This is a genomic window from Desulfobacula sp. (assembly GCF_030145145.1).
GTDB lineage: Bacteria > Desulfobacterota > Desulfobacteria > Desulfobacterales > Desulfobacteraceae > Desulfobacula.
In genome coordinates this window covers 108491-133689 of record NZ_JAQYWD010000001.1, presented here as the reverse complement: position 1 = coordinate 133689, position 25199 = coordinate 108491, and the positions used below count along the sequence as shown (strand labels likewise).

At 45.8% G+C, this 25199-nt stretch carries 23 protein-coding genes; 14 read left to right on the top strand and 9 right to left on the bottom strand.

Annotation, left to right across the window (positions count from 1 at the left end; genetic code table 11):
- Positions 1-5: 5 nt before the first annotated feature.
- The 5 genes from Q1Q15_RS00585 to Q1Q15_RS00565 are packed head-to-tail and all read right to left on the bottom strand — an operon-like array spanning position 6 to position 6348.
- The gene (locus Q1Q15_RS00585; RefSeq protein ID WP_300455156.1) at positions 6-2156 is read right to left on the bottom strand and encodes an ATP-dependent RecD-like DNA helicase; all 2151 of its coding nucleotides are present in this window, start codon (positions 2154-2156) and stop codon (positions 6-8) included.
- Positions 2157-2714, bottom strand: a complete 558-nt coding sequence (gmhB, locus tag Q1Q15_RS00580; protein WP_300455154.1) for a D-glycero-beta-D-manno-heptose 1,7-bisphosphate 7-phosphatase — start codon at positions 2712-2714, stop codon at positions 2157-2159.
- Between the two features lie 12 nt (positions 2715-2726).
- Positions 2727-3491, bottom strand: coding sequence for a septal ring lytic transglycosylase RlpA family protein (locus Q1Q15_RS00575; RefSeq protein WP_300455151.1), 765 nt, complete (start codon positions 3489-3491; stop codon positions 2727-2729).
- A gap of 19 nt (positions 3492-3510) precedes the next feature.
- On the bottom strand, positions 3511-5865 hold the full coding sequence (gene lon, locus Q1Q15_RS00570) for an endopeptidase La (protein WP_300455149.1): 2355 nt from the start codon (positions 5863-5865) through the stop codon (positions 3511-3513).
- Positions 5866-5895: 30 nt separating this feature from the next.
- Positions 5896-6348, bottom strand: a complete 453-nt coding sequence (locus Q1Q15_RS00565; protein ID WP_300455146.1) for an Hsp20/alpha crystallin family protein — start codon at positions 6346-6348, stop codon at positions 5896-5898.
- Between the two features lie 211 nt (positions 6349-6559).
- Between Q1Q15_RS00565 and fabG the strand changes: the two genes are divergently transcribed.
- The gene (gene fabG / locus Q1Q15_RS00560; RefSeq protein WP_300455144.1) at positions 6560-7294 is read left to right on the top strand and encodes a 3-oxoacyl-ACP reductase FabG; all 735 of its coding nucleotides are present in this window, start codon (positions 6560-6562) and stop codon (positions 7292-7294) included.
- A 1-nt stretch (position 7295) separates the two neighbouring features.
- Here fabG and Q1Q15_RS00555 read toward each other — a convergent pair whose 3' ends face one another.
- Entirely contained in the window at positions 7296-8903 is a 1608-nt protein-coding gene (locus tag Q1Q15_RS00555) for an ATP-binding protein (protein ID WP_300455141.1), read from the bottom strand.
- A gap of 88 nt (positions 8904-8991) precedes the next feature.
- Here Q1Q15_RS00555 and lnt point away from each other — a divergent pair, with 88 nt between their 5' ends.
- The 4 genes from lnt (at position 8992) to Q1Q15_RS00535 (ending at position 12551) form a co-directional block, all read left to right on the top strand.
- The gene (lnt, locus tag Q1Q15_RS00550) at positions 8992-10560 is read left to right on the top strand and encodes an apolipoprotein N-acyltransferase (RefSeq protein WP_300455138.1); all 1569 of its coding nucleotides are present in this window, start codon (positions 8992-8994) and stop codon (positions 10558-10560) included.
- 11 nt (positions 10561-10571) lie between these two features.
- Positions 10572-11661, top strand: a protein-coding gene (prfB, locus tag Q1Q15_RS00545; protein WP_300455136.1) for a peptide chain release factor 2 whose coding sequence is annotated in 2 segments (ribosomal slippage) — positions 10572-10628 and positions 10630-11661 — 1089 coding nt in all. Because the reading frame shifts where the segments join, the coding sequence is not laid out codon by codon here.
- Between the two features lie 3 nt (positions 11662-11664).
- Positions 11665-12213 carry an HD domain-containing protein gene (locus Q1Q15_RS00540; RefSeq protein ID WP_300455133.1) on the top strand — a complete coding sequence of 183 codons (549 nt, stop codon included), beginning with the start codon at positions 11665-11667 and terminating at the stop codon, positions 12211-12213.
- Between the two features lie 77 nt (positions 12214-12290).
- Entirely contained in the window at positions 12291-12551 is a 261-nt protein-coding gene (locus Q1Q15_RS00535; protein ID WP_300455130.1) for a hypothetical protein, read from the top strand.
- A 4-nt stretch (positions 12552-12555) separates the two neighbouring features.
- Here the strand turns inward: Q1Q15_RS00535 and Q1Q15_RS00530 are convergent, their stop codons facing one another.
- Both Q1Q15_RS00530 and Q1Q15_RS00525 read right to left on the bottom strand, forming a co-directional pair.
- Complete coding sequence (locus Q1Q15_RS00530) at positions 12556-13596, bottom strand: GGDEF domain-containing protein (protein WP_300455127.1); 1041 nt, start codon at positions 13594-13596, stop codon at positions 12556-12558.
- Positions 13597-13614: 18 nt separating this feature from the next.
- Complete coding sequence (locus Q1Q15_RS00525; RefSeq protein ID WP_300455126.1) at positions 13615-14115, bottom strand: response regulator; 501 nt, start codon at positions 14113-14115, stop codon at positions 13615-13617.
- Between the two features lie 215 nt (positions 14116-14330).
- Here Q1Q15_RS00525 and Q1Q15_RS00520 point away from each other — a divergent pair, with 215 nt between their 5' ends.
- The 6 genes from Q1Q15_RS00520 to Q1Q15_RS00495 all read left to right on the top strand — a co-directional run bounded on the left by Q1Q15_RS00520 (position 14331) and on the right by Q1Q15_RS00495 (position 22644).
- Positions 14331-15158 carry a DUF2279 domain-containing protein gene (locus Q1Q15_RS00520; RefSeq protein WP_300455123.1) on the top strand — a complete coding sequence of 276 codons (828 nt, stop codon included), beginning with the start codon at positions 14331-14333 and terminating at the stop codon, positions 15156-15158.
- 179 nt (positions 15159-15337) lie between these two features.
- Positions 15338-16492 (top strand): efflux RND transporter periplasmic adaptor subunit, encoded by a 1155-nt coding sequence (locus tag Q1Q15_RS00515; protein ID WP_300455121.1) that lies wholly within the window; start codon positions 15338-15340, stop codon positions 16490-16492.
- Positions 16489-19740 (top strand): efflux RND transporter permease subunit, encoded by a 3252-nt coding sequence (locus Q1Q15_RS00510; protein ID WP_300455118.1) that lies wholly within the window; start codon positions 16489-16491, stop codon positions 19738-19740. The genes Q1Q15_RS00515 and Q1Q15_RS00510 overlap by 4 nt, the downstream gene beginning before the upstream one ends.
- A 201-nt stretch (positions 19741-19941) precedes the next feature.
- Positions 19942-21210, top strand: a complete 1269-nt coding sequence (locus tag Q1Q15_RS00505) for a porin (RefSeq protein WP_300455115.1) — start codon at positions 19942-19944, stop codon at positions 21208-21210.
- A gap of 114 nt (positions 21211-21324) precedes the next feature.
- A complete protein-coding gene (locus Q1Q15_RS00500) occupies positions 21325-21846 on the top strand; it encodes an O-acetyl-ADP-ribose deacetylase (RefSeq protein ID WP_300455112.1) in 522 nt (173 codons plus the stop codon).
- A 9-nt stretch (positions 21847-21855) separates the two neighbouring features.
- Positions 21856-22644, top strand: coding sequence for a DnaJ domain-containing protein (locus Q1Q15_RS00495; protein ID WP_300455110.1), 789 nt, complete (start codon positions 21856-21858; stop codon positions 22642-22644).
- A gap of 31 nt (positions 22645-22675) precedes the next feature.
- Here Q1Q15_RS00495 and Q1Q15_RS00490 read toward each other — a convergent pair whose 3' ends face one another.
- The gene (locus tag Q1Q15_RS00490) at positions 22676-22978 is read right to left on the bottom strand and encodes a DUF3108 domain-containing protein (RefSeq protein ID WP_300455107.1); all 303 of its coding nucleotides are present in this window, start codon (positions 22976-22978) and stop codon (positions 22676-22678) included.
- Between the two features lie 21 nt (positions 22979-22999).
- Between Q1Q15_RS00490 and Q1Q15_RS00485 the strand changes: the two genes are divergently transcribed.
- From Q1Q15_RS00485 to Q1Q15_RS00475, 3 genes are all read left to right on the top strand, one after another.
- Positions 23000-23224 carry a hypothetical protein gene (locus tag Q1Q15_RS00485; RefSeq protein WP_300455104.1) on the top strand — a complete coding sequence of 75 codons (225 nt, stop codon included), beginning with the start codon at positions 23000-23002 and terminating at the stop codon, positions 23222-23224.
- Positions 23225-23481: 257 nt separating this feature from the next.
- Positions 23482-24174 (top strand): corrinoid protein, encoded by a 693-nt coding sequence (locus Q1Q15_RS00480; RefSeq protein ID WP_300455101.1) that lies wholly within the window; start codon positions 23482-23484, stop codon positions 24172-24174.
- Positions 24140-25186: an MtaA/CmuA family methyltransferase gene (locus Q1Q15_RS00475; protein ID WP_300455098.1), complete on the top strand. Its 1047-nt coding sequence runs from the start codon at positions 24140-24142 to the stop codon at positions 25184-25186. Before Q1Q15_RS00480 ends, Q1Q15_RS00475 begins: the two co-directional genes overlap by 35 nt.
- Positions 25187-25199 lie beyond the last annotated feature (13 nt).

The following is a 25199-nucleotide window of genomic DNA, read 5'->3' as shown; positions in this document are numbered from 1 at the left end:
ATTCGTCATGGGGCCCTCAATTTTTGTTTGAGATTCGTAAGACGTAAAGCGGTTTTATTATTATTTAATGCCAATTCCAGGGCTTTTGAAGATCCGACAATAATCACCAGGCGTTTGCCCCGGGTCATGGCCGTATATAATAAATTCCGCTGCAACAGGGGAAAATGGGCTGTTGTCAGCGCAATAATGACTGCTGCATATTCACTTCCCTGGGATTTGTGGACCGATATGGTATAGGCCAGGGTGAGTTCGTCCAGTTCCAGGATGTCATATTCAACAAGACGACCGTCATAATCCACCAGAACACGGCTTTCAGATTTAATGACCTCATGAACAATACCGATATCGCCGTTAAACACATCTTTCTCATAATTATTTTTCAGGTGCATGACTTTGTCGTTACGCTTGAACACTATCCCGCCGGCGTCTATACCGCCTTTTGAATCATTTAATACCCGCTGAAGCTGCTGGTTCAAATTAATGGTGCCCGCCTCTCCCCGATGCATGGGGGTTAAGACCTGTATTTCATCGATATGGGGAAATGCCTGGGGGATTCGTTTCGAACACAGTTCGATAATGGTATCCACTACTTTTTCAGGCCGCTGATTCTCAATAAAATAAAACTCTGACAATTCACCTGCATTAGGCTTTTCAAAATCCGGCATCTCTCCGTTTCGGATACTGTGGGCATGCATGATAATAGGACTTTCCTTGACCTGCCGGAATATCTTTGTCAAAGAAAACACCTTGACACAGCCGGATTCAATGATATCCGACAACACATTGCCAGGTCCCACAGAAGGCAGTTGGAAGGTATCCCCGACAATAATAAAGCTTGCCGTTACCGGCAGCGCTTCAATGAGATGATACATGAGCAGGGTATCCACCATGGATGCTTCGTCCACAATAAAAACATCCACCTCAAGGGGACTGGCAAAATTTCTTTCAAAGGTCTGGTTTTCATGATCAAAGCCTAACAGTTTGTGCAAGGTAGAGGCTTTCTGCCCGGTAACCTCGGAAAGGCGCCGGGCAGCTCTGCCAGTGGGCGCGCTTAAGACAACCGATAGATGCTGGAGGTTGAAGACTTCACACAACGCCCGTATCAAGGTTGTTTTACCGGTTCCGGGCCCTCCGGTGATGACTACAATTTTTTCAAGCAGCACGTTTGAGACGACATTCAATTGTTCTGCAGATAATTTTACGGCCAGTTTTTTCAGGACCTCTTCAAGGATTTGGTCTTTTCCCAGACGATGGGGCGGGCTAGGCATGGACAAAATGGCTTTCATCCGGGATGCGATGCCTGATTCCGCCCGGTAAAGCCGCTTAAGATAAATTTTTGTGCCGTCTTCATCTATTTCCATGGTTACGTCATCCGAGTCAATCAAGGCTTCCAGGGCCGGCTCAAACAACGCCGGGTCCACACCGGACAGCCGGGCACTTGATTTAAACACCTGGGGTTTTAATCCATACACATGTCCCTCTTGTTCAACGGACAAGAGACGATGGATCAGGCATGCCTGAAGGCGCTTTTCATCCTCTTTTTCAACACCGGCCCGCATGGCAATCATATCTGCCAGGGGAAACCCGATCTCCGGGATATCCCGTGCAATCGCATAGGGATCCTGCTGCAGAATCGTCAACGCCCGGGACCCATAGGTTTGAAGAATCGCTGCTGCATGGTGTACCCCCACACCATTCGCCTGGAGGAACTGCATGACCCGTCTGACGGCATGGTGACTGTTCCAGGCCTGGGCAATGGTGTTTTTCTTGGCCTCTCCAATACCGGGAATCTGTTTTAATTTTTCCGGTTCGTTTTCAATAATATCCAGGGTTTTTTCTTCAAAATGATCCACGATTCGTTCCGCCAGTGACTTCCCAATCCCTTTGATCATACCCGAACCAAGATATTTGCGGATGCCCGAAACCGTCGCCGGTAAAAGAACCTTATACTGTTCTGCTTTAAATTGATCCCCATACTTGGGATGGGAAATCCATTTTCCGGATACCTCAAGACTTTCACCTTCAAACACCCCGGCAAGATGACCCACAATGGTAACAGGATCACTGATTTTCGGGATGCGAAGTTTTGCCACCGTATAATGATTTTCCTGATTCTGATAGGTGAGTCGGTCTAAAATACCGTTGAGGGTGATCATTTAGCGGGTCACATTCCGGGTGATCCAGCAGGCGGCGTCATAGAGATCAGCAGCGATATAATCCGGTGTCATGCCTTTTTCAAAAAGCGCTTGCCGGGCGATTATTCCATTACCGGTTTTGACCAAAACAGCTTTTGAACATCCTGCATTATGGGCGCATTCAATATCTTTGGCACTGTCCCCCACCATGCAGGATTGATCAAGGGCAAGCCCGTATTTATATTGGGCTTCCATAATTAAACCGGGTTTTGGTTTTCTGCAGGAACACCGGTCTTCCGGGGTGTGGGGGCAAAAAAAAATGTCCATGATTTCTCCCCCTGCCTTTTTCACACCCTTTGTCATTTTTTTAAAAATTGCCTCAAGGGTTTCCCGGGTGGCCATGTTTCTGCCGATCAAAGACTGGTTGGTGATCACCATGACCTGAAACCCCTTTCTGCACAGCAGGGCAATGGCCTCCGGGCTTCCAGGGATAAAGACAAACTCCGACGGATCTTTTATATATTCGGATGAGTCCCTGTTGATGACCCCATCCCGGTCCAGAAAAACAGTATATCCCATGATTTGGTTTCTTTATTCTGCAACGACAAAGGCACTGCCAAGGCCTTGCGCCATAATTTTATCCCGGAACCGGATGGCATCCTTTAAATTGGTAAACCGGCCCATTCTCACCCGATAAAACACCCCCCGGTCATCTGAAAACATGACAATATGGGCATTTTGATAGTTTTTTGATAATTTATTCCGGTACTTTTCTGCATTGGCTTTAACCTGAAATGCCCCGACCTGGACCGTGAAATTACCTCGCCAATAGTCAACAGGCGCAAACGCGATGGGATCTTTTGTTCGCCCGGAATACGATGTAGCCCTGCCAAGGGCGGTCACCCTTACCTTTGCCGTTCCCGGGCCCAGGATGCCAATCTGTTTTGCCCCTTTTTGGGACAAATCAATAATCCTGCCCCGCACAAACGGGCCGCGATCATTGATCCTCACCACAATTTTCCGGTTGTTTTCAAGGTTGTCCACACTGACCCAGGTCCCCAGGGGTAATGTTTTGTGGGCCGCAGTCATGGCATACATGTCATAGATTTCACCATTGGCGGTTTTTCTTCCATGAAACTTTTTGCCGTACCAGGAGGCCCGTCCGGTCTGGACAAATCCGGTGGCGCTGGCCAGGGGGGTGTATTGAACCCCTTTTATTTTATACGGTTTCTGGGTGCCGGAGCGACGGTCACCGGGTGGCGCTTCCGGCGGCGGAAGCGGGACTGTCTCCAGCGTGGAAGAACATCCGAAAAGGGTCAAAAAAAGCAATATCAGTATCTGTGTATTGAGTTTCAAAAAAATACCCCCACCATTATCATTCAAGCGCCAGCGCTAATACCTCTTCCATTTTATCCACAAAATGAAACGCAATGGATTTGCTTATATCCTTCGGCACATCCTCCATATCTTTTTGATTCCACAATGGCAGAATAATCGTTTTGATGCCTGCCCGGTGGGCTGCAATCACCTTTTCCTTGATCCCACCCACGGGCAGGACTTCTCCCCTGAGGGTAATCTCACCGCTCATGGCCAGGCGCTTTTTTACCCGCCGTCCCGTCATCAAGGAGACCAGGCACGTCAACATGGCCACCCCGGCTGATGGGCCATCCTTGGGAATAGAGCCTTCCGGCACATGGATATGCAGATCATGGGTACTGAAAAAAGCATCGTCCACGGCTAATTTTTTTGCATTGGCCCGGATAAAACTTAAGGCTGTGCTGGCCGATTCTTTCATGACATCTCCCAGTTGTCCGGTTAATGTAAGGCCTCTTTTGCCACCTTTCATGGCCACGGCCTCTATAAAAAGAATCTCTCCGCCATAGGGGGTCCAGGCGAGCCCCACAACCACCCCGGGATTTTCGATTTTCAGGACCAGATCCGGCATATTGGGTGCCGGTCCTAAATAGTCATGCAGGTCTTTTTGTCCCACCATGGCGGTTTCGGCTTCGCCTTCGGCAATCTTGCTTGCCACCCCCCGGCAGACGGCTCCGATATGTCTTTCCAGGTTTCTCAAACCGGATTCCCTTGTATACCCTGAAATAATTTTTTTTACCGCACCGGACGTCAATCGAATCTGAATCGCACTCAAGCCGTTGGCCTCCCGTTGTTTGGGAATCAAATACCGGGTGGCGATTTTTAATTTTTCTTCTTCCGTATATCCGTTCAGTTCCAGAACCTCCATTCTGTCCCGCAGGGGTGCCGGGACAGTATGCAATACATTTGCCGTTGTTAAAAACATCACATCGGACAGATCAAAAGGGACATCCAGGTAATGATCTGAAAACGAAAAATTCTGCTCCGGGTCCAGGACTTCCAAAAGGGCAGAAGAAGGGTCTCCATGATAGGAATGGTCCACCTTGTCGATCTCATCCAGCATGAACACCGGATTTTGGGTGCCGGCTTTTCTCAAACACTGGATAATCCTTCCCGGAAGTGCCCCCACATAGGTTCGTCTGTGACCCCTGATTTCAGCTTCATCCCGAACCCCTCCCAGGGCAATCCTGACAAATTGTCTGCCAAGGGCCCTGGCAATGGATCTGCCAAGGGATGTTTTACCCGTCCCAGGCGGGCCGGTAAAACAGAGGATGGGACCTTTGGAATCGTTTTTCAATTTTCGAACGGCCAGGTATTCAAGGATTCTCTTTTTGGGCTTTTCAAGCCCGTAGTGGTCATGGTTCAGGATTTTTCTAGCCGATTTAATATCCAGATGGTCTTCAGACCGATCATTCCAGGGCAAAGACGTCAGCCAGTCAAGATAGGTGGACGACACCACATATTCAGAAGAAGACGGTTGCATCCGTGACAGGCGCTGCAACTCTCTTTCAGCTTCTTTCCGGGCTTCTTCCGGCAGGTCCTTTTTTTCTATTTTGGCCCGGTATTCCTTGATTTCAACACTTTCGTCTTCGGTTTCACCCAGCTCTTCCTTTATGGCCTTAAGCTGCTGGCGGAGATAGTATTCCCGCTGCCGATTATCCATATCTTCTTTTACCTGGCTCTGGATCTTGGAGCTCATTTCAAGGATTTCCAATTGGTCATTGACCAGCCGGGTCACTTTTTTCAGGCGCTTGGTGACATCCAGCAGCTCGATAACGTTCTGCTTTTCCTTGACCGGTGCATTAATGGTGGAAGCAACCATATCCGCCAGAACCGTGGGTTCCTGCAATGATTTGATCATATGTCCCATTTCTGAAGGAAGTCCTGGCGACAGGGCCACAATTTTTTCATACTGTTCAACAATGTTAGCCATCAAGGCCCTGTTTTCTTTGTTTCTGTCAGCATTTCTGTTTTCTATGATTTCAATTTTGGCCTGCATATACTTTTTATTCTGAAGAAACTGTATGACCTTGAAACGATCTAAGCCCTGAATGAGCAGCTGGGCCTTATCCCTTTCCATTTTGGACATTTTTAAAATAATGGCCACCGTACCGATCCTGTGAAGATCTTCTGCCGTATGTCTGGAATCAATATCCGATCGCTTGGACAACAGCAGTCCCAGCATCCGATTCCCGGCCATGGCCTCATCAATCAGCTCGACGGCCTCTCTCTGGATTAATACCAGTGGCAAGACCATTTTCGGGAAAAGATTGGTGTCAACAATGGGAAGAATGGGAATGGTATGTGGAATATTATCTGATGTTATCGTTCGAGAGGAAGTCTTAAGATCATCCATTATTGTCTGGTTCCTTTTGGAATCTACTGCCTAGATGAAGTCTATGGAAATATTTCGCTTGTTTTTAATATTTTCTCTAAACAATTTTCCCAAAACAAGCTCTAAAAAGCCATTTGAAAATTTTGCAGCGACCTTTTCAACATCAATCACACTGGGCAGATACAGAACCCGCTCAAACTGACCAAATTGAATTTCAGCAAGCCGGAATGTGGCGGTCCGATCCAGATGGTTGCTCTTCCTGGTGCCGGATATCTTGACCGCTTTATTGCTCACTTCAATGATAATATCTTCTTTTCTTACACCGGCTATCTCAGCCTGGATAACAATCTCACTTCTTGTTTCAAATATATCCATCTGGGGTCTCCAGATTCTTTTTGAAAAACAGAACATGGGATTGACAGATTGAAACATTTCTTCAAAAGATTTTTCTTCCGCAGCATGCTTCTCAATATTATCCCCAAATCGAATTTCTATATGTTTCATATAAAACTCCTGATGATACCGTTAAATAGATCATCTGACGATCTGTTTAAAATAACATTTGAGCCGGATATTGTAAAGCCGTATTCAAAACAGGTTTTTACCCACTTCAAAAAATAAAATTGATTGAAATGACGTCATGTGAATGATAAGAGCAGTTTCTATACAGGACTATTTTTTCAGTTAAGGATCAACACCCTATTTTGGAGGCCCTATGACGGACAGCACACACCAGGTTGCCCTTGTTACCGGTGCAGGAAAAGGCATTGGCAAAGCCATTGCGATTGAACTGGCAAAACACCGGATTTTTGTCTATATCAATTACCTTTCCGACAAAACATCTGCCCTTCAAACCCTAGAAGAAATCACCAGCCGCAATGGTCAGGGTGACCTGTTGCCGTTTGATGTTACCTGTCAGGAAGACGTCCAAAGCGCCATTAAAACCCTTCTTCAAACACACAACAAAATTGATATCCTGGTCAATAATGCGGGAATACGGAAGGACACCCTGTTTGTCATGATGAAAAAAACAGACTGGCAAACGATACTGGATACCAACCTGACAGGCTTTTATAATGTGACAAAGCCAGTGGTAAAGAACATGTTGAAAAACCGATCCGGAAGGATTGTCAATGTGACATCCGCAGCAGGGCAGATGGGAAATCCGGGCCAGGTGAATTATTCCGCGTCAAAAGCAGGCCTTATCGGGGCGACAAAAGCCCTGGCAAGGGAGGTGGGAAGCCGGAATATTACCGTGAATGCCGTTGCTCCCGGATTTATTAAAACCCAGATGATAGACGGAATAAATACCGATCAAATCATCGATACCATACCGGCTAAACGGCTGGGAACACCGGAAGATATCGCGTATATCACTGCATTTTTATGTTCAAAAAAAGCCGCTTATATTAATGGGCAGGTCATTGGGATAAACGGGGGAATGCTTTAAATTATACGGCCTTATCCAGAATATGCCGCAAGGTCCGTGCAAACTCATTCAGGGAAAACGGTTTTTGAATGAACCCATGACATCCCTGGTTTAAAAACCCTTCTATCTTATCATCAATTGCATATCCTGTGGATATAAGAATTTTGGCGTCTTCCCGGATGGCTTTTATCTCTAAAAAGGCCTCTTTTCCACTCATTTTCGGCAAAATCAAATCAAGGACAACCAAAGAAATATCCTCTTTGTACCGCCTGAATATCTCCACGGCTTCTAATCCGTCCCTGGCGATAAGCGGCCGATATCCCAGCTTTTCCAAAAAATTTATCCCCACATTGACAATATCTTCTTCATCATCCACCAGCAGGACGGTTTCTGATCCTTTCTGCATGTGCTCAAAAAGAGGGGGGGGGTCTTTTATTTCTTTCACCTGGATATTGTTGGATGCCGGCAAACAGATATTAAAACTGGCCCCTTTTCCTTTTTCACTGTCCACCAAAATAAAACCGCCATGATTTTTTACGATGCCGAAAACAGTAGACAAGCCAAGCCCCCGGCCTTTTTTATGGCCCACTTCTTTTGTTGAGAAAAATGGATCAAAAATCTTTTTCTGGGTTTCCATATCCATGCCGATACCCGTGTCTTTTATGGTCACCTTAATGTATCGACCCGGTTGAACCTCAAACGGATAAGAATGGTCTTGTTCGATAAAGATATTTTGGCTCGTCACAAAAAGATCGCCGGATTCCGGCATGGCCTGGGAGGCATTGATCAACAGGTTTAAAAACACCTGCTCCAGCTGGGAGTTGTCCGCATCAATGGGGAAAAGATTTTCTTCATAGGTTTCATGAACCAGAATATCTTTTCGGGTGGGCCTGAAAATATTCAGGGCCATGGGAATCAGTTCATTTACATTCACGGATGAAATCTGATATTTCCCCCCCCTGGCAAATCCCAGTAACCGACTGGTTAATTCTGCTGCCGTTTTAACAAGTCGGCCAATGTGTTTGGCATGGACCGTCACTTTTTCCGTTGCTGAAACATCAATCTGCATGAGGGATAAATGCCCCTGAATCCCCATTAAAATGTTGTTAAAATCATGGGATATCCCCCCGGCCAGTACGCCGATCGCCTCCATTTTCTGGGCCTGTTGAAGCTGAAACTGAAGCAATTTCAGTTCTGAAATATCTGTAATAACCATAATAATACCCTTTAACGGATCTTCCGTATTCAATTTTGATGCCCTGATCCTGCAGTCAAATAATGACCCGTCTTTTCTGACCAGTTTTGTTTCAACCAACCCATTGCCATATTTGTCTATATTGGCGTAAAGATTCCGCCCAACCCTTTCATAGTCCTGCTGATCCGCATAGAGAATTCTTGTGTTTTTTCCTTTCAAAAAATTGGGTTCATACCCCAGCATGGAATGAAACATTGTATTGGTCCAGTCCAGAACCCTGTTCTTTATAATGCCGATCCCTGCAGGGGAACATTCCAGTATCGATTTCATTTCCTGGAAGCTTAATCCCGGCTCATTCACATCAGATGAATCCTCAGGCGCTGGGTGGTCCTTTGCATATTGGATTACGCTGTTTTTGGGGTGCTCTATTTTCATAAAAATCACCTTTTGCGGGTGTTCGGATTTGACGGGTTATCGACTAACTGTTAAGTATAACAAATTTTTTACATATTATAAGATAATAATGATGATGGACGAAAAAAACAATAGTATTTTGAGTAAAAATTTTCCAGCTTTGACAAGCGGTCTGGCATTGACACTTTCTTTTCCCAAGACAGGTCTCTCTTTTCTTGTCTTTTTTGCCCTGGTCCCCTGGCTTGTGTCCATCCGAACCATGACAAAAAAAGAGGCCTTTTACAGTGGAATTACCATCGGGCTCGCCCATTTTTTAACCCTTCTTTACTGGATCGTCCCTACGGTGCATGTCTATGGCGGACTCCATCCCCTGTTTGCCGTTTCCACCCTCACCCTTTTATGTCTTTACCTTTCGCTATACCCGGCGATATTTGCCTTTCTGTTAAAAAAATTAGCCCCCCCAGCCTGCGTTGCCCCTTTGCTGGCCGCCTGTCTCTGGACCGGCCTTGAATATATCAGAGCCGTTGCATTCACAGGCTTTTCCTGGGGGGGACTGGGATACAGCCAGTATGCGAATCTTTCGTTCATCCAGATTGCCGATTTTTCAGGCGTTTATGGGGTCTCCTTTCTCATTGTTCTGGTGAACGTCCTCGTGGCGGATATCTGGATGTCTTTTAAAAAAAAATTTCAACCGCCCTTTTTTATCGCTGCTTTATACACAACCCTTCTGGTGTGCGGTACTTTTTTTTACGGCTACCACTGCATCACCGACCTGGATTCTCACATCCGTACCGCACAAAAAACGACCATCGCCCTTGTTCAAGGCAATATTAAACAAACCTTAAAATGGGATGAAGCCTTTAAAACAACGACCGTGGAAAAGTATATCCGGCTTTCCCACGCAGCATCAAAAAGCATGCCTGATCTTGTGATATGGCCGGAAACCGCTCTACCGTTTTATTATGGATTTGACAGACTATTGTCAAACCAGGTGGATCAATGTGTCCGATCCTTAAAGACCCATTTTCTCATCGGAAGCCCGGCATTCGAGTCGAATAATGAAACCACCTCATTTTACAATCGCGCCTACATGCTGAACCAATTTTCCATTGTTACAGGCACTTATGACAAACATCACCTGGTCCCTTTCGGCGAGTATGTCCCCCTGGGTGACTATCTGACATTTTTAGGTAAGATAACGGCCCAGGCAGGCAATTTCTCCATGGGTCACCATCCCCTTATTCCCCTTACTTTCCATACCCAGGACCTGAAGGCCACACACAAAACAGGGGTATTGATCTGCTTTGAAATTTTGTTTCCCGCCATTGCCGCTGAATTTGTAATGAACGGGGCTGATATTCTGACCACGATTACCAATGATGCCTGGTTTGGGAAGACATCCGCTGCCCAGCAGCATCTTTCCATTGCCGTATTTCGGGCAGTAGAAACCCGCAGGACTGTTGCACGGGCTGCAAATACCGGCATTTCAGGCTTTATTGACCCCAAGGGAGAACGCCTTGAAACCACTGCCCTGTTCACCGACCAGACACTGACACGACGTGTCCCTGTGCTCCAACGGATCAGTTTCTATACAAAATATGGGGATATTTTTGCCATCAGCTCTATAGTTGCAATCTGTCTTGCTTTTATGTTAAAAGGAATAAGAAAAAAAGTTTAGGAGACATCAAAATGAGTATAGAACTAAAACAGACAATTCAATCGATTTACACCAAAGCCGACAAACTCAAGGAGTATCTTTGACCTCCCTGTAAAACAAAATCGCTTTCGCGAACTCGAGCATATGATGTCCAAAGAAGATTTCTGGAATGACACGGACCAGGCAACCGCTCTTTTAAAAGAGAGAACCCGCCTGTCAAATCTTCTGGAAACCTGGGAAAGTATTTACAAAGAGATTGAAGATGCTGAAATCCTTCTGGAGCTTGCCCTTGAAGAGTCTGATAAAGACAGTGAACTCGAGGTGTCTGTCCTGTTGTCCGCACTTGAGAAAAAAATAAAAAAATTCTCTGTGGAGATCACCCTTGATGGCGAAGACGATTCAAGGGATGCCCTTGTTTCCATCAATGCCGGTGCCGGCGGAACCGATTCCCAGGATTGGGCTGAAATGCTGTTTCGCATGTACACTCGATGGATGGATAAAAAGGGATACCGGTTTCAGATTATTGATTATCAACCCGGGGATGAGGCCGGAATTAAAGGGGCAACACTTCGGGTTTCCGGAGAAAATTGTTACGGGTTCATGAAGGTCGAATCCGGAGTTCATCGCCTGGTCAGGATTTCACCCTACAATGCAAGTGGAAAACGCCATACCTCATTTGCCTCTGTATTTGTTTATCCTGAAATAAACGATGAAATTAACATCGAGATTGATGAATCCGACCTGAGAATTGATGTGTACCGCGCCAGTGGTGCCGGCGGACAACATGTGAACAAGACCAGCAGTGCGGTGAGAATCACCCATATTCCCAGCGGCGTGGTGGTTCAATGCCAGCAGGAACCCTCCCAGCACCGCAACAAGGAAATTGCTTTTAAAGTGTTAAAATCAAGACTGTACCAGCTGGAAAAGGGAAAACAGGATAAAAAAATGCAGGCCCTTCATGACGGCAAAGATGATATTGCCTGGGGAAGCCAGATCAGATCCTATGTTCTTCACCCCTACCGGATGGTTAAAGACCATCGAACCGATTTTGAAATGGGAGATGTGGACAGGGTCCTGAACGGCGATTTGGACCCGTTCATCGAAAGAGTTCTGCTCTCATAAAAAATGGATCCTTTCACCCTTATTAACAAATTTTATACGCCGGGCACAAAACTGTATCAAGTGCTGATTGAGCACAGCCGGATCGTCACTGAAAAAAGTCTTGAAATTGCCGACACCCTCCCGCATTTGAAACCGGATATTGAATTTATTCGAACCGCCGCCATGCTCCATGATATCGGCATATTTCTGACCCGGGCAGACAGCATCGGCTGTAGGGGCACGGTGCCCTATATCTGTCACGGATACCTGGGACGAAACCTTCTGGATGAACAGGGTCTGCCGCCGGAATACGGCCTTGTCTGTGAGCGGCATACCGGGGCCGGCATCACCAGGGAAAACATCCTGGTGAACAAGCTTCCGCTGCCCCCAAGGGATATGGTGCCCATCAGCATTGAAGAAAAAATCATCTGTGTTGCCGACAAATATCACTCTAAAAATCCCCTGTATGCAGACAAAAAGATGACCCCCCCCCAGATCATTGCAGAATTAGAAAAAATACACCCGGACCATGCAAAACGATTTTCGATCTGGGCTGAAGAGTTCAACCTGTAACCACTGGTGAAAGCACTTTCTTTATACCAAAAGGCAATCCGTATAAAAAACGGTTTCACCCGCCGGGAAACCCTAAAATGATCATAACAACGGACAATGGCAAAACAATCGATACAGCAACAGACCTGACCCCTGAAGAACGCCACATTCTGCAAAAACTCTTTGCCTGGAAATCAATGGCCCATTCCCTGGCCCAATTTAAAGAAGTAAAGGACCGGGCAATGAAAAAGGGTTGGAACAACTCCGGCCCGGTTCAGGAAAGCCGACCATTAAAAATGATCATCCAGCACCTGGAAAAAGACCTTATCCAGCGGCTGAAAAAAACGCCTGGGCCGTAACACCTTACCCAAGCATCGCTTCTGTGACGGTTTTATTCCTGCCGGTATTCTTTGCATGGTACAAAGCATTGTCCGCTCTTTGAATAACCGCCTCAATGGATTCACCCTCTTTGTACAATGCAACGCCCAGGGAAATGGTAATTTGTCCTATGGACTCGCCCGTATCTTTAATCTTCAAATTCATTTTCTGCAGATTTAACCGGATTTGTTCCGCCAGTGCATAAGCGCCCTTCAGGGGTGTCTGCGGCAGCGTCAAAATAAACTCTTCTCCCCCAAACCGGGCCGCAATATCCTTGCCCTTAATAGAATCTTTTATTAATTTACCGATCATTTTCAGAACATTGTCCCCTATCAGATGACCATAGGTATCATTTACCCGTTTAAAATGATCAATATCCAACATAATGACGGACAACGCCTCATGGGTTGTTTTTATATCTTCCATGACGGGATATAAGGCCCCGTCAAATCCCCGCCGGTTTAAAAGACCGGTCAACATATCGGTCTTGGCAACCTGCTTTATTCCTTCAAGTTCTTTACTCAGCGTGTCGATTTCAGACACGGTTGAATCCAATTGGGTTTTCAGGTTTTTGCTGGATTCAACCACCGCTTTTGTTTCCAAAACAATCCGATTCGCGATGACGGAGATGTCCTCCAGGGATTCTGACGTAACAAGCTCCTGGGCAAAGGTATCTAACAAACTGCCCTGGGATCCGATTTCGTTACAGGACTCACTCAAGTGTTTGGTCATTTCTAATAGTATCTTTTTAAAGTCCTTGGTTTTTTTTTCAGCCATCAAAATCTGACTGTCGGCCATGTGCTTTTTGAATAGCCGGGTGACGACCTCAATGGTAATCACTTCCTTGGCGTTAAGGAAGACTTCGAGGTCTTTGATCAGGTTTTCATTCCGCCCGGTGGCATATTCATACCACAACAAATAGGAGATAGGGTTATATGGAAGGTTATATTGAGCAATCTTTTTCAGGGCAATCCTTAAATACCCCCCTGACTCTTCGATGGACTCCGGATATGACTTGTTTATCATTTTACCCCACTTTAAATCTTATGGTTTTTTGTCAAGCTGCTGTCTTACAACTAGGCAGATTTCCTGAAAAGTGAATGGTTTTTCAATGAAGGAAGTTTGTGAATGAAGAATTTTCAGCACATCATCTAGAATAACATCATCCTCTGTAAAGCCGGACATAAAAACGACCTTTATCTCCTTTTGTATTCCAAATAATGCCTTAACCATTTCAGGCCCGCTGATTTCAGGCATGACAACATCTGATAATACCAGGTGGATGGTGCTGCCATGGGATTTAAAAATCTCAATGGCGGTCCGGGAGGAATCTGCTTCAATAACCGTATAACCGCATTTTTCAAGCATTGCCACAATCGTTTTCCGTATATCCTCATTGTCATCCACCACCAGAATGGTTTCATTGCCACCGACAAGTGTAATGTCTTGGGTTTTTAAAAAAATGTCCTTTAATCCTGTGTATTTTTGGCGGAGCATTTTAAGCTCTGATATCAGCGCTTTTTTTGATTTTTCCTCATCTTTCATACCCGGGTCTCCACATTAAATTTCCAAGAGCAGTATTGATCCCTTTAAACACCTAATATCTGCTACCATCTTCTTTGGAAAGAATCAAATTGATTCTTCCCGTCATTAAAAAAACGGACCCGTATTCAAGGCCGGGAAAATAGGATTTCACATAACAGGTGCATCAACGCAAAAAAAATGATATCTTTCAGGATAAACGAAGATGTGGAGGCACCATGCATGGGTTTATTACCCCACAACATCTGAAGAACTTGTTTTTTGTTTTCCTTTTTATCCTGGTATTGTCGCCAACGGATCTGCCGGGAATGGAAACCCATTTTTCAAAAGAAGAAACACTTGTCCTTTCAAATGTTATCGGATTGACCGCCATTACCACATGGGGAATGATAAACTGGGATTATTTTAAAAATGATCCGAAAAAAAAAAGTGAAGGATGGTTTTCAGACACCACAAAAAATGGCGGCATGGATAAGCTCGGGCATTTTTACTTTGCATACACCCTTTCCCGTGTCCTGGCGGCCATCTACGAAGACAAAGGGTATTCCACCCGGCAAGGGGCTGCGCTGGGTGCGTTATCTTCTTTTGGAATGGCGACCTGGATGGAGATCGGGGATGCGTTCAGCCATTATGGATTTGCCTACGAAGATTTTATCATGAATTTGGTTGGCAGTGTAACCGGATATGTGCTGCGTTCCCATCCTGGCCTGTCAGAAAAAATTGATTTCAGAATTGAATACCAGCCGAAATTTAATCAGTTTGACATTTCCACTGACTATGATCACCAGAAATTTCTTATGGCGCTGAAATTTGATGGATTTCATTTTGCCCAAACAACTATCCTGAAATATTTAGAGTTGCACCTGGGCTACTATGCAAGAGGATACCCGGACCATAAAAACCGGGAAAGAAATATTTATGTTGGCATCGGTATTAATATTTCCAGACTGTTTAAGCGATTTTCCATGCCCAAAACAGCCAGGGTTTTCAATTATATTCAACTGCCATATACCGATATGGCCATTGACAGAGATCTGAATCGATAAAAATCACACCACCACTATACTTTTGTTTACGATTATTGTAGCATCGAAATTTACTTAAAATTGCCGGTAATGGTAATATCGTAACCGGTGTTGATGCTCAACTGAAAAAGGCCCCTTAAAATCTGCGAGGATGGCCGTATTGTTGCGTAACAATTTTTTAACCACATAAGGATGTCTGTATGGAAACCACCCCTGATACCCCAAAACCCATGGGAAGAAAAATCCGAAGGCTCATCTGGAAATTCATCCCTTTTGCCGTGGTCTTGCTGATAATTGGGTTGATTGTCTTGCCGTTAGGTAAAAAAATTTCAACACGGAAAGCAGATCTGGCTGAAAAACAAGCCAGAGAAAAGACCACCACCAAAGCACTGACCAACGTGGTGACCATGGAACTTGAACCTGCCATGGTCATGGAAAAATTAAGTCTTCCCGGTGTTGCAAAACCATGGATATCCCTGGAAGTGGTCTCTGAAATCAAAGGGAAAATCGTCAACAAAAAAATGACCGAGGGTCGTCATGTCAAAAAAGGGGATGTTCTGGCCGTCATTGATAAAAGGGATTATCAAAATTCCTATGATTCTGCCCTGGCATCTTATGATTCCGCCCTGGCCACCCAAAAAAGGTTAATCACGCTGTTAAAAAAAAACTTTGTTACCCAGTCCCAACTGGATGATGCCGTTGCCCTGGTCAAAAACCGGAAAGCCGCCTTTGACAATGCCAGCCTCAACCTAAGCCGCTGCACAATCCTGTCCCCCATGAAAGGGATCGTTGACCGTGTCCATATTGAAAACGGCACCTTTTTAAATCCCGGTGATCCCGTTGCCCAGGTCCTGCAAATCGATAAATTGAAAGTTGAAGTGGGTATTCCGGAATCTGATGTGGATGCCGTTCGAAATCTTAAAACCTTTGACATGACCATTGATGCCCTGGGGGGAAAATCCTATACCGGTACATACCATTATCTTTACAAAACCGCCGATTCCATGGCCCGTTTATATAAACTTGAAATCCAGGTGAACAATTCAAATGGTCACATCCTTCCGGATATGTTTGTCAGGGTAAAAATTATCAAAAAACAGGATCCCCAAGGACTTTCCGTTCCCATATATTCCCTTGTCACCCTCGATAAAGCCATGGGGGTGTATGTTGAAAAAGAGGGGGTGGTCCAATTCAGACCGGTTCGCCCGGGATTTCTGGACGGTTGGAGAATACAGATCCCCCAGGGGCTTAATCCGGGAGAAAAGGTGGTAGTGGTCGGTCATCGAATTATTGAAGACGGCGAACAGGTGAATGTGACAAAAACCATCCGGGATATGGAGGAACTCTCCCAATGATTGTTTCTGATACTGCCACAAAAAACAGAATCAGCGTACTGGTGATGGCCCTGATTATCTTAGGAATCGGCATCTATTCGTATCAGGAACTGCCCCGGGAGAGTGAACCGGATATCACGATTCCCTATGTGTTTGTACAGACAGAATATCGGGGCGTTTCCGCCTCAGACATTGAAACCGGTATTACCATAAAGATTGAAAAAAAACTCAAAGGCCTGGACAAGGTAAAAAACATCAGTTCGGTCAGTTCCCAGGGCTTATCCCGGATCAATATTGAATTTTTGCCGGGTACGGACATCAGTGAGGTATTGACCAAGGTCAAGGATAAAGTGGATGAGGCCAAAAATGATCTTCCATCTGATCTTGAAAATGATCCGTCTGTTTTTGAAGTCAATTTCTCGGATATGCCCATTGTTATCTTTTCTTTGGCAGGGACCTGCGGTCCGGGAATGCTCAAGCAGATCGCTGATGATCTCAAAGATGATATTGAGGCGGTGCCCGGGGTTCTGGAAGCGGAAGTCACCGGCGGCCAGGAAAGGGAAATCAGAGTAGAGGTGGATCCGGATAAACTGGCCTATTACAGGATTCCCATTACCGCTTTGCAGCAGGCCGTTGTCAGTGAAAATCAAAACACATCCGGCGGGGCCATCACCCTGGGAGACGGCAGGTATCAGTTGAAGGTTCCCGGTGAATTTGAAACGCCGGAAGAGATCCTCACCCTTGTTGTGGCCACCCATAGCGGCAATCCCATTTACCTGAAGGATGTGGCCACCGTTGTAGACGGTATCAAGGAAGCAACGTCGCTATCCCGCCTGAACGGTGTGGACTCGGTTACCCTATCCGTGAAAAAACGGGTCGGTGAAAATATTATTTTTATTTCCGATAAAATAGACCTCCTCGTAGAAGAGGCAAAACTGTCCTTTCCCAAAAACACCACTATTACCAAGCTGATGAATAAATCAAAAGATATCCGGCTGATGGTGGCTGACCTTGAAAACAATATTATCTCGGGGCTTATCCTTGTGGTGATCGTCCTGTTTATTGCCCTGGGATTCAGGAATGCCTTACTGGTGGGAATTGCCATCCCTTTTTCCATGTTTCTGTCGTTTACCGTACTCTATGCCATGGGAATTACCCTGAACATGATTGTCCTGTTCTCTTTAACCCTGGCACTGGGCATGCTGGTGGACAATGCCATTGTTATCGTTGAAAACATTTACCGCTACATGCAGCAGGGCGTACCAAGGGTGGAAGCGGCCATGAAAGCCACAGGCGAGGTGGCCTGGCCGGTGATCGGCTCCACCCTCACCACCCTGGCAGCTTTTTTCCCGATGATTTTCTGGCCGGGTATTATGGGAGAGTTCATGAAGTACCTTCCCATTACGCTCATCATTACCCTTTCTTCTTCCCTTTTTGTGGCCCTTATCATCAACCCTGCCATGTGTGCTTTTTTTATGCGGGTAAAAACACACATCAACACGGAGACCCTCTCTGCCAAAGAAATTGAGGCCCAGGGAGAAACCCCCATTGATATCAAGGGACCGATATTAAACCTTTATTCAAAACTATTGAACACGGCCCTGAATAATAAACTAACGGTATTGGTCGCATCTTTTGCCGTGTTGATCCTTCTTATCCAGATCTGGTTATTAAAAATCGGCATTGAAAAACCCGTGGAATTTTTCCCGTCCATTGACCCGGGATCTGTCTATGTTAACATTGATCCGCCGGAAGGGGCAGACCTTGATTTTATCGACAGGACCGTTAAAAAAGTGGAAATAGCCATTACCGGCCATCAAGGAGCTGACTATGGGGAGGCCATGAAATTTCAGGCCCATGAAACCGCTGGGGGCGACCCTTTTATGGCGCCCGGCAATATCAATAATATTGAGCATATCTTTACCCGGGTGGTTCAAAATTCAGGCGGCTCTATTTTTGATGCCAACCTTCCCAACCATATCGGGATCCAGTTTATTGACTTTGAAGACAGGAAATCCCCCACCAAAGAAGACCTGGAGGAATTAAGGCTTCGGGTAAAGGATATTGCCGGGGTAAAAATCACTGTGGATCAGCAACAGGAAGGTCCGCCCACAGGTCCTCCCATCAATATTGAAATCTCCGGCGACAACTTTGAGGTATTAAGTAAAATCGCTGAACAAATGAAAAAAGTAGTGGAGAATATTCCCCATGTAAAAGACGTCCGGGATGACTACCAGGGGGGACTCCCCAGTGTACAGGTGAAGATTGACCGGCAAAAGGCCGCTCTTTTCGGCCTGACCACCAGTGCCATCGGATCTGCGTTAAAAACAGCCTATAACGGGCTTGATGTATCCACGTATTATGAAGGGGATGAAGATTATGACATCGTGGTAAAACTCACCGAATCCGACCGACAGGTGACAGATGTCCTCCATAAACTCATGATCCCCACGCCCGGGGGAGAAATCGTTCCGCTGACCACCCTGGCCGGTATTGAATACAAAGGCACTATTGGGGACATCGTTCGAAAAAACCACGAACGCGTTGTCACGGTCAAAGCAAATGTGGATGAATCCAAAACCACGGGAAGCGTTGCCCGGATGCAGGCCCTGAAACTGCTTGAAGATATTGAGCTGCCCACCGGTTATCGCTACAAATTCACCGGTGAGGATGAAAGCCAGAAAGAATCCGAAGCCTTTCTGACAAAAGCGTTTGTGATTGCCCTGTTTTTAATCTTCCTGATCCTGGTGACCCTGTTCAACTCCGTCATCCAACCGGTGATCATTCTCACTTCGGTTATCCTTTCTTTGGGCGGCGCCTTCTGGGGACTTGCCGTGATCAATTCCCCCTTTGGCATTATCATGACAGGGGTGGGCATCATCTCCCTTGCCGGTGTGGTTGTCAACAATGCCATCGTGCTCATCGATTATACCAATAAGCTCCGGGACAGTGGCTTTAGCGTCCGGGACGCTGTTCTTTCTGCCGGTGCCACCCGGTTGAGACCGGTTGTTTTAACCGCCATTACCACCATACTGGGGCTTTTGCCCATGGTCACCGGTATCAGTTACGATTTCCATGTCATGGCCCTTTCCACGGCCAGTGAGTCCAGCCAGTGGTGGAGATCCATGGCAATTGTGGTTATTTTCGGATTAATGATTTCCACCATCCTGACGCTGGTGGTTGTCCCGACACTCTATGCATTGATAGATGACGTCAAATCCAGCCTCGTGCTGGGCTACAGCAAAACCAGGGCCTTTTTCCTGGAATAGGTTCCAGCCAGTTCTAACGGGAAGATACCGACCGATACATGAAAATGAATTCATCCGTGACTTTTTTGCCGGATACAGATATAAATAAAAATTAACCCCTGCAACGTATAATTTTTATTCTGAATTCCAGATGGCCTGTTGTTCCGCAAGCATGCCGAATATACTGCCGGATCGAGACATTTTGGAATCAAGGAGGTTGTCATGTCAAAATTTAAATTATTTATTTTATTTTCAGTTTTTTTAATGACCTGTTTCCCAGTGACAGGAATAATCAAAGAGGCAGGGGCGGATGAGAAAGCAACCCTGGAACGCTTGGAAAGAATCATCCTTGAACAGCAGGCCCAGATTGAAGCATTGCAAAAACAGGTAAATGAAATTCGAACAACATCCGAGGAAACACAAAAAGCAGTCCAAAGTGCGGATACGTCTAAAGGACTTATAAAATCAGGAAATAAAAACACCAGCGTGACACTTTACGGACAAGTCAACAGAGGCGTTTTAATTTCAGATGACGGTGACAATACAGATATCTATCAAGTGGATAATGATAATTCATCCACACGTATCGGTATTAAAGGATCTGCCAACGCCTCGGAAGCCCTGGAGATCGGTACAAAAATCGAGGTTCAGTTCGAATCCAACTCCACCGCAGATGTGAATCAGAACAATCAACGAGGTGCCAGTAACAATAATTTTACCAAACGTCACCTGGATCTCTATTTGAGTTCCACACCCTATGGAAAATTATCCATTGGCTTCGGTTCAACCGCATCGGATGGAACAAGCGAAACCGATTTTTCCGGGACAACCGTTGTGGGGTACTCTGGCGTGGCCGACATGGCGGGCGGACAGCTTTTCTATGATAACAACACAACAGCGTTAAGCACAACCAAGATTGGTAATGCCTTCTCAAATATGGACGGCCTGGGCCGCGATGAAAGAATTCGATATGACACCCCCTCTTTTAACGGTTTTTCAGCTGCGACCTCTTATATCGCCGACGGCGGGGGGGATGTTGCCATTAAATATAATACCAAACTGGACCGGTTTAAGGTCGGTGCATCCGCCGCATATGCCGATCCTGCATCAACCTCAGCAAAGACAGACTACCAGATCAGCTCGTCTTTCTCCGCGCTTCACGACAGCGGTATCAGCTTGACCCTTTCAGGCGGACAAAGAAAATATAAAACCGATACCGATGGTGACGGCCTGTTTTTTTATAGTAAACTCGGTTACCAAGCCGATTTTTTCTCCATTGGAAAAACAGCTTTTTCGGTGGATTACGGTTTTTTTGACGACATTGCCATGAACAACGATGAGGCCTCCACTTTTGGCGCTCAGTTTGTCCAAAATATAACGGCTTGGGGAACAGAGTATTATCTGGGGTATCGATTGCACAAACTGGACCGGGATAATACGGATTTTGAAGACATCAATGCCATACTTTCCGGTTTTCGTGTAAAATTTTAGGACACTGAAAATACGTTTCAGTAAAACTGTGATATTGAAAAAGGATGAACAAAAAACACATCATCCGTTTTTTTGGGGGACCCCGATCGATTGGTAAACAGGAGAATAAAAAATATGGGTGCGATAAAAATTGTCCAGGGTGATATCACTCAAGCCGCTGTAGATGTTATTGTCAATGCCGCCAATTCCCAAATGCTTGGGGGCGGTGGGGTGGATGGTGCTATTCACAGAGCCGCCGGTCCAAAACTGCTGGAAGCATGTAAAAAAGTCACCGCGGAAAACGGGATTCGGTGTCCAACCGGGGAAGCAAGAATTACTGAAGCCGGGAATCTAAGGGCAAAATATGTCATTCATACTGTGGGGCCCAGATATGGCATTGATAAAAATCCTGAAACGCTTCTCTCGTCAGCATATCAAAACAGCCTGGATCTGGCGATGTCCCATGGGTGTGAATCAATTGCATTTCCGGCCATTTCATGTGGCGTTTATGGTTATCCCCCACAAGAGGCCGCCGGAATTGCTGTTGCAGTATGCAAAAGGCCAGCGTATCAATCATTGATGACATATTTTTATCTGTTCAGTGACAAAGTGACCGCCCTTTGGATGGCAGCGCTTGAGCGCTCAAATCCAATTTAAGCTAAAATTATGGCAAACCAAGATTATTATGACCTTTTAGGGGTTTCAAAAGATGCTGGCACGGAACAGATAAGGGCTGCGTATCGTGATCTGGCATTTAAATTTCATCCGGATAGAAATAAAGGAGATTCTGATACATCGGATAAAATGAAACAGCTAAATGAAGCATATGCTGTATTGTCTGACGTCAAAAAAAGGCGTGATTATGATTCCCTGCAACAACAATACGGTTCTGCCCAGGCGTATACACATTTTCGAAAAAACTATTCAGATCAGGATATTTTTTCAGGAACCGACATCCATAAGGTATTTGACGAACTTGCAACCGCTTTTGGATTTAGAAGTTTTAATGACCTTTCTAAAGAGTTTTCTGGCAAAAAAGGAAAGGGGTTTGAATTTAAAGACAATAATTTCAATGTTAAAGGGTTTTTCTTTTTCGGCACATTGAATGCGGGTAAAATCCCATTTAAATTTAATTTCCCCGGCAAAATGGCCTGGCTTGCCCGGACATTACTGCAAAACATATCCGGTGCAAGTATTCCACTGCAAGGTAAAGATTTCCATGATACAATTCAGATTGATCCTGATCTTGCCAGAAAAGGGGGTCCCTATGCATATTATCATACATGGAGATCTAAGAAATTAGTGGTGAAAATTCCGCCCAATGTATATCATGGTCAACAAATCCGTCTTCCGGGTATGGGGGAGAAAGGTAAAGGAGGCGCCGGAGATCTGTATCTGAAGATTGAAACAAAGCCGTCTCTTATAAATAAAATTAGACATTATCTTCCCTTTTAGGATGAAAAAGATGCCTTATCCATTGATCGGGTCAGTTCGCTGAAACAAGATCAAAGATCACACTTCCGATAAACACCTTTATCTTTATTCTTACAGGAATCCGGCGTTGATCTGCGTTGACCCACAGGGTTACTGTGGGATTTTCACTCTTTTTGAACACGCCTGAAAAATGATTGACCTGGAGAGCCAGCAAATAGGTATCAAAGAGCACTCTGAAAATTGCTTTTCCCGCACTGATCATCTCCCAATGGGAGGTTAAACCGCCCCTGGCCGTCAAAATCCCGTCTGCTGCATCAATTTCCAGGATATCATCCGGCACCGTATCATTTCTCAATAAAATCAGCCGGGTCTCGGGTTGACGCTGTCTGAACGCATCAATTTCCTCCAGGGTAAAAACGATTCAACCGCTCATGGCCCCACCGCTGAACCCGATTCCCTGGCCCAGATATGGTTTGACGGGGTATTGGCCGAAACGATGATCAAGCCCAATTTTTCGATTTCTGAAGAATATGCTGAAAGCGGTTTAGGACCAGATTTTAAGTTTTTTTGTCATTCCGGCGCCTCAACAATTTTTGATTAAATTCACACCGTAACTATTTCATATTATTGCAAAAAAAATCTAGACTTTTATAATTTACTACTAGTTAATGGTTTTTGACCATTTAATTGAATTTCCGTTTCTAATCTATTGCCCGTTTCTATTGAACATTCTATTTACATCTGGATTATCAATTTGACCTATTCATGAATCATGGATTATTCTCTTGCATTTAACCCTGACGTGGCCACCATAGGAAAACAGTTCACGTCAACGGAAAAAAGCAAAAGGAGAGAGCAATGGTTAGATCGAGAAAAGATATTTTAACAGATCTGGCAGACAGCGTTTTAAACATGAATGAAGACAAGGCTGTCCAGGTCGCCAAAGAAGTTCTTGAAACCGGTCAGGATGCTTTGGATGCAATCAATAACGGCCTTGTAAAAGGTATGAATCAGGCCGGAGACCTTTATGACAAAGAGGAATATTTCGTGCCGGAGCTGCTGATCTGCTCGGACGTCCTTTATCTGGCTCTGGATATTTTAAAGCCCTATATCAAGCACGAAGCAAGTGAAAAAAAAATCGGATGTGTTATCGGTGTGGTAGAAGGAGACACCCATGATATAGGTAAAAATCTGGTTAAAATCATGCTGGATGTTTCCGGTTTTGAAATCCATGATTTAGGCAAGAATGTTCCCCTGGCGGATTTTATTGAAAAGGCAAAAGAAGTGAATGCCACCCTGATCTGTCTTTCCACCCTTATGACCACCACCATGGACGGCATGGCCTCGGTGATCGAGATGCTCAAAAAAGAAGGCATCCGTGACCGATTTAAAATCCTGGTAGGCGGCGGACCGATATCCCAGGGGTTTGCAGATCGTATCGGAGCTGACGGGTATGCGGCCAACGCGTCCCAAACCGTTGCCGTGGCAAAAAAACTCTGTAATAAGGAGAAATCGTGTGACGCCCTATCAGCGTTTGATGAAAACCGTTAAAAAAGAACCGGTCGACAGACCCCCTCTGATCTGCCCCGGGGGAATGATGACCATGGCGGTGAAAGATGTCATGCAGCTTCTTAACGTATACTGGCCGAGTGCCCATGAAGACCCGTGCCTGATGGCACAACTCACACGGGGCATGGCCGATCTGGCCGGTATAGAGAATCTTGGCGTTCCCTTTTGTATGACCGTGGAAGCCGAAGGCATGGGGGCCGGAGTGGATCTGGGTCATCAGACGCGGGAGCCCCATGTCATCCGATACCCCATGAAAAACATGGCAGACATGGACCGCCTGTCCCCCCTTGATACCGGAATTGGACGGGCCGCAGTCTGCTGCGATGCCATTCGGATACTAAAACAGGCCGAAACAGACCTGCCGATACTGGCCAATCTGCCCGGGCCGGCCAGCCTGGCCACAAGCCTTGTGGACCCAATGCGCTATTATCGGTCTGTACACCGGGACAAGAAAGCAATCCATGAACTGACAAGGTTCTGCACCGACCAGGTGATCCGGTTTGGTGATGCCATGATCGATGCCGGTGCAGAAATAATCTGCATTGCCGATCCCAGCGCAACCGGAGACCTGTTAGGTCCCACTGCATTTTCCGAATTCGTGCTGCCGTATTTAAACCGGATGACCCGCCATTTCCAGGAGGTAAAAAATGTTCCGGTTATTGTCCACATCTGCGGAAAAATAAAAAAAACCGGCACCCTGATCAAGGAAATGGATGCCCAGGTGATCAGCGTGGATTCAGTGGTGGGGATCACCAGTCTGCACGGCCTGGCCCCGGACAAAGTCACCATGGGAAATATCAGCACCTATACCCTGGAGCTGGGCACACCGGAAAAAGTGGAAAAGGCGGGCAGATCCTGCTTGCGTAACGGGGTGGATATCCTGGCCCCGGCCTGTGGAATTTCACCGCTAACCCCCCTTGCCAATCTCAAATGCCTGTCCAATCTAGTGGCAACCTTTAACACCTCCCCTGACACAAAAGAAAAAAATATCTGATTGGACCCCCTTG